Annotated in this window: 4 protein-coding genes and 1 pseudogene; 1 reads left to right on the forward strand and 4 read right to left on the reverse strand. The window is 68.1% G+C overall.

Annotation, left to right across the window (positions count from 1 at the left end):
- The first annotated feature begins 185 nt into the window (after positions 1-185).
- Positions 186-866 (forward strand): hypothetical protein, encoded by a 681-nt coding sequence (locus Q0L11_RS12665; RefSeq protein ID WP_296597684.1) that lies wholly within the window; start codon positions 186-188, stop codon positions 864-866.
- Here Q0L11_RS12665 and Q0L11_RS12670 read toward each other — a convergent pair.
- The 4 genes and pseudogenes from Q0L11_RS12670 to Q0L11_RS12685 form a co-directional block, all read right to left on the reverse strand.
- Positions 863-1,972 (reverse strand): ferritin-like domain-containing protein, encoded by a 1,110-nt coding sequence (locus Q0L11_RS12670; protein WP_296597685.1) that lies wholly within the window; start codon positions 1,970-1,972, stop codon positions 863-865. The two genes, Q0L11_RS12665 and Q0L11_RS12670, sit on opposite strands and share 4 nt — an antisense overlap.
- Positions 1,973-2,067: 95 nt before the next feature.
- Positions 2,068-2,397: a zf-TFIIB domain-containing protein gene (locus Q0L11_RS12675; protein WP_296597687.1), complete on the reverse strand. Its 330-nt coding sequence runs from the start codon at positions 2,395-2,397 to the stop codon at positions 2,068-2,070.
- 61 nt (positions 2,398-2,458) lie between these two features.
- Complete coding sequence (locus tag Q0L11_RS12680; protein ID WP_296597689.1) at positions 2,459-4,417, reverse strand: S9 family peptidase; 1,959 nt, start codon at positions 4,415-4,417, stop codon at positions 2,459-2,461.
- Positions 4,418-4,594: 177 nt separating this feature from the next.
- Positions 4,595-5,645: pseudogene (locus tag Q0L11_RS12685) on the reverse strand (DNA-directed RNA polymerase subunit beta'); the annotation flags it as partial.

Genomic DNA, 5,645 nt, shown 5'->3' on the forward strand with positions numbered 1-5,645 from the left:
GGCCTCGAAAGAGCGCGCTACATAGTCGGGAAGGCCCGTTCCGTCAATCGGTGTGACGTGGGGCCTGCCTGCGGCCGTTCGGCCATCAATTCGCCTCGCGAACGCCCCTTCCCTAAGGCGCAGCTTCGCATGGGACGCAAGGAGCATGGATGCCGGCGGCGCGTGATGGCCGGAGGTACGGGATCGTGGCGGCTTCATTGGCCGTCCACGCAGCGCTTGCGGCGCTGCTCGTGCTCAACGCGCCGCGGCTGCGCGTCCCGGAGATGCAGTCCGGGCCGCCCGAGCCGATTATCCCGATACTGATCATGCCGCGCACGCCGCCCGACGCTTCGTCGCCCGACAGCCGGCCGACCGCGATCCGCCTCCATCGCCGCCAGACCCGCTTCTCCGAGCCGCCGCCGCCCGTGGCGCCGCTCGTGGCGCCCGAACGGCCCGACGCCCCGCCCCGCCAGGCCCAGGCCAGCGGCCCGAAGACCCTCACCCTGCCCGCCTACGAGGACGCCCTGGCCGCCAACGCCCGCTCCGCCCTGCGCAGCCGGCGCAACTGCGACGATCCGAACCTGTCGCGCAGCGAGCGCGAGGCCTGCCAGGATCGCCTCTTCGGCGCGGGCCGCGACGCGCCGCAACTGCCGCTCGGCGTCGAGCCCGGCAAGGCGTCCGACCTGGCGCGCGCCGCCCTGCGCAAAGAGCAGGACTACGGCTACAAGCGCTCGGCCGGCGGCGGTCCGGGCACCACCGGTTCGGGCTACAACAACGGCCGCATCGCTACGCCGGGCGCGCCCAACCTGGGGATGGGCGCGTCCAGCCAGGACATCGGCGGGGTCACCGGCAACGACTCCCGCCGAGAGGCGAAGATTCCTTTCTAGGCCGCGACCCGGTCCTTCATCGCGAGCGGAGCCTCCAGGACCGTCCAGTCGATCGCCCCGTCGTGCCGCAGGTTCTCGAACTCCAGCACGCCCAGTTCCTCGAACTTCGGCCGGATGGCCTCTGTCAGCAGGCCGACCCGCTTCAGGTTTGGGATCATCCGCTCGAACAGGAACTTGCGGAACGCCTCGCCACCCTGGCTCCGGGCATTGATCTCCAGCGCCTCGTCGTGGGTGAAGCCGAATTCCTCGGCCACCGTGGTCGAGATCAGGCGGTTCTTCATCACCACGCAGGCCTCGTAGGCGAACTGCGCGCGCTCCTCGATCTGCGCCTGTGGCAGCGAGCGGATCCAGTCCTCCAGGTAGTTCACGCCGAACGCCACGTGGCGGCCCTCGTCGCGCATCACCAGCTCCACCACCTGGCGCAGCAGCGGATCGGGCGTCTGGGCGTGGATCGTCTGGAACGCCGCCAGCGCCAGGCCCTCGATCAGGATCTGCATGCCGATGAACTTCAGGTCCCACCGCTCGTCGGTCAGCACCTTGTCGAGCAGGAACTTCAGGCTCGGGTTGATCGGGTAGATCATGTGGCACCGCTCCATCAGGTAGCGGTGGAACACCTCGACGTGGCGCGCCTCGTCGAAGGTCTGGGAGGCGGCGTATAGCTTGGCGTCATGGGTGGGCGCGCAGCTTACGAGCTGGGACGCCACCATCAGGGCCCCCTGCTCGCCGTGCAGGAACTGCGACAGCGTCTGGGCCGAGGTTCGCCGCATGAAGTCCGCCCGCTGGGCGGCGCTCAGCGCCTTCCACTTCGGGTGGTCCTTGAAGCCCTCGGGCCCCTCGTCCTCGGATGGGCCCGCGCGCTCGGGCGGCGCCAGCGTCCAGTCGACGTCCAGTTCGGCGTTCCAGTTGAAGCGCTTGCCCAGCTCGTACAGCCGCCGGATCTTGGCGTTGGCGGCCTCGTAGTCCCAGTTGTAGGAGCCCACCAGGGGCGTCTGGAAAATCTCGCGGATGACCTCGACGTCGTGATCCGTCAGCCGGCGGGCCAGCTCGTCTTCGTCGAAATACTGGACTTCGGTCGGCGGCCCTTCGACCACTTGCACCTGCAGCATGGCGATCTCCCTTGCGCCCGGATCCTTCCGGGCTTGGGAGCGATCATAAAAATGACGCCTGCGTCATCTTTGATCCACGTCAACCGACGGCCGTCTCAGTCGAAGATATCGAAGATGTCGAACCCCTTCTTCTTCTTCCGGTAGTGATAGTCGTCGTCGTAGCGGTGGCCGCCGTGCTTCTGGTCGTACGGGTGCTTGCGTTTCCAGTCGTCGGGATCCCGATGGAAGTCCGACACCTCGCGCTCGAAGCGCTCACGGTCCTGCCGCTGGCCCGCGACCTCCTCGCGCTGGCCGGACAGCAGCTTCTCCAGCTCGCCCCGATCCAGCCAGACGCCCCGGCAGCTCGGGCACATGTCGATCTCGACGCCCGACCGGGCGACGTTCTGCATCGAGGTGTTGCAGTTGGGGCAGAGCAGCAGGGGCACGGGATCAGGACTCCTTCAGCGGAGTCCTGATCTAGGAACTCATACGCGTATGCCAACCCCCTCAGTTCACCGGCAGGTTCTTCGCGAGGAATTTCTCGAGGGCTTCGAGCGTCTGCGTCCGGGTGGCCGTACGGGTCAGGTAGTGGTTTTCCCGTTCCAGGACGATCAGCTCATACGGCTTGCCGGCGTCCTTCAGGCGATCGGCCATGAGCTGCGACTGGGCGGGCCGCACGATGGTGTCCTGCTCGCCGTGGACAAGGAGGATCGGAGCCCGCACCAGGCCGGCCTGACGCGCGGGCGATATCTCGGCGAGCTTGGTATTCGAGACGTTCCCGAGCTGGCCGCGCAGCGACTCCAGCGCATCGGAGTCCCGCCCGTAGAGACGGCTGTCCTCGCTCAGCATCTGACCCAGGTCGGACATGCCGGCGATCGACGCCGCGCACTTGTAGTCGGCAGCGTGGAAGGTCGCCGCAGCGAGCGCGGAGTAGCCGCCAAAGGATGCCCCGACGATGCAGACGCGCGACGGGTCCACGTCACCCGACGCCGCGAGGGCCGCGATCCCGTCCAGCAGGTCGGTCTGGACCTTGCCGCCCCACTCTCCTCGCCCGGCCTCTTCCAATTCATCGCCGAAGCCGGTCGAGCCGCGGAACTGAGGCTGCAGCACCACATAGCCCCGGTTGGCGATGAACTGGGCAAGATAGTCGAAGTCGTAAGCGTCCCTCGCGGCTGGGCCGCCGTGCGGCAGGACCACCAGGGGCAGCTTCGCGCCCTTGGCCGCGCCCGGCGGGAGCGTGACGAAGGCAGGGATGCTCAGGCCGTCGCGCGCCTTGTACGTCGTGAAGGACATCTGTCCGAGGGCGATGTCCTTGAGCTGGGGGTACTCTTCGGCCAGCAGGGACACGTTCTTGCGGGGCTTGTCGTAGAGATACCAGACCGGTGCGGAGGACGGTCCGCTGACACGAGCGAGGAACCGCGTCCGGTCACGCGACCAGCCCGTCAACACGACATTGCGATCCTTGAAGGCGCGGCTCAGCACGCCGTAGGCCGCCCCGATGTCGGCGTCGAGCCAGCGGAAGGCGGGACGCTCTGCCCCGCTCACCAGCGCGACGACGATATTGCGGTCCGGATCCCAGATCATGCGGTCGGTGACGACCGCGTCCGCGAAAGGTTCGATGGCGCCGTCGGACAGGCGCTGCCGCACGATCTTGCCGTCTTTCGCCAGCAGGATCGCATCCTCCCCCTCATGGTACCCGCGATAGTCGCTGCGGCGCTCCGGAGCGGCGTTGCTGATCAGCGCGGTCCACTGGCTGCGCCCTTTGGGCCGACCGTACAGCGTGAACTTGCCATTCAACTCGTCCGCATCGATGCGGACCCGCGCTTCCCCCTGCGAGTCCACATCCCAGCTCTTGGTGTCGTAGGCGCCCCGTTCGGCCAGCGCCCCGGAACCTGTGGCGGGATCCACCTTCCAGAGCGCGCGCGCCGCGCCGCCCTCGCCTTTGCGCTTGATCCGGGTGTCGACCCCACCGCCGGCGCCGCTGTTGTCGGTGAGCCCGAGCATCATCACGCGCGCCGGGGCGGTGGAGGTCACGCCCAGGACCGGCGTCTCGAGCAAGGCGAGATTGCCCGCCGCTACGCCGTTCTGCAGCAGCCGCGCGGCCGCCTTGGCCTCGGTCGTCACGGAAATCTGTCGCTCGAAGCGCGCCGTGCGCCCCGGACCGCCCAGGGAGTCCCAGTACGCCACCGTAGCCAATACGAAATCGTCGCCGGCCCATCTCAGTCCAACGGCCTCGACCTCTCCAAGCTGGAGGATCGGGAGGCCTTCCTTGTCGACCGTGGCGATGGAAATGAACCGCTGGTCCGCCGTAGCGCCCAGGATCGCGACACGCTCCCCACCCGGCGATATTGCGGCATCCACAACCGCCGGCACGCGCCCGAACGCCGACGCCGGCGGCGGGGCGGCTTGAGCCGTCGCCGCCACGCCCAAAGCAGCGGCCGCAGCCGCCCACATAATCCCCCGCACGCTACGCCACCCTGACTTGTTCCCCCAGGATTCGCAGCCTAGCCGTCGGCCCCATGCCCACGCCAGCCAAAACAGGCTTGGCCTTGGCGCGCCTCTCACCGCGAACCGTACGCTCAAGACGAAACGGCCCGGGATTGCTCCCGGGCCGCTCGTTACGCGTGACTGTACTGGAGAGGCTTAGCTCTCGACCGTCTCGGCGACGGCCGCGTCGGCGATCTCGGCCGGCAGCGGCTCCATGGCCTCCTCGCGGCTGGCCGTCAGGGCTTCGTCGCGCTTGGCGGCGATGCGCTGCAGGTTCCGCAGGTAGGAGCCCGTGCCCGCCGGGATCAGGCGACCCACGATCACGTTCTCCTTCAGGCCTTCGAGCGTGTCGCTCTTGCCCTGGACCGAGGCCTCGGTCAGCACCCGGGTCGTCTCCTGGAAGGAGGCGGCCGAGATGAAGCTGCGGGTCTGCAGCGAGGCCTTGGTGATGCCGAGCAGGACCGGCTGGGTGATCGCCGGACGACCGCCGCGGGCTTCCGCCTTGGCGCTTTCGTCTTCGACTTCCTGCTTGTCCATGTGGTCGGCCTTGAGCAGGCCGGTGTCGCCCGGCTCGAGGATCTCCACCTTCTGCAGCATCTGACGGACGATCGTCTCGATGTGCTTGTCGTTGATCGGCACGCCCTGCAGTCGGTAGACCTCCTGGATCTCGTTCACCAGGAAGTCGGCCAGCGCCTCGATGCCCAGGATCCGCAGGATGTCGTGCGGATCCGGGTTGCCGTCGATGATGTACTCGCCCTTCCGGATCACGTCGCCGTCGTGGACCGCGATGTGCTTGCCCTTCGGGATCAGGAACTCGACCGCCTCGCCACCATCCTCGGGGGTGATCTTGATGCGGCGCTTGTTCTTGTAGTCCCGGCCGAACTCGACCCGGCCGTCCATCTCCGCGATGACCGCGCAGTCCTTCGGACGGCGGGCTTCGAACAGTTCGGCCACGCGCGGCAGACCGCCGGTGATGTCGCGGGTCTTGGCGCTTTCGGTCGACATACGGGCCAGCACCTCACCCGGCTTGATCTCGTCGCCGTCGCCGACGGACAGGATCGCGCCCACCGGCAGCAGGTAGCGGGCTTCGCCGCCGTTCGAGATGCGCTTGTAGGCGCCGTCTTCGCCGAGCACGGCCATGGCCGGACGAAGGTCGCCGCCCTTGGTCGAGGCCCGCCAGTCGATGACCACGCGGTTGGAGATGCCG

Origin of the sequence: Phenylobacterium sp., assembly GCF_024508875.1 — a bacterium.
Taxonomy (GTDB): Bacteria; Pseudomonadota; Alphaproteobacteria; order Caulobacterales; family Caulobacteraceae; genus Phenylobacterium.

What these genes read in the sequence shown, in the direction of transcription:
- Q0L11_RS12670 (WP_296597685.1), bottom strand. Translation starts at nt 1,972, where the DNA reads ATGCTGCAGGTGCAAGTGGTCGAAGGGCCGCCGACCGAAGTCCAGTAT.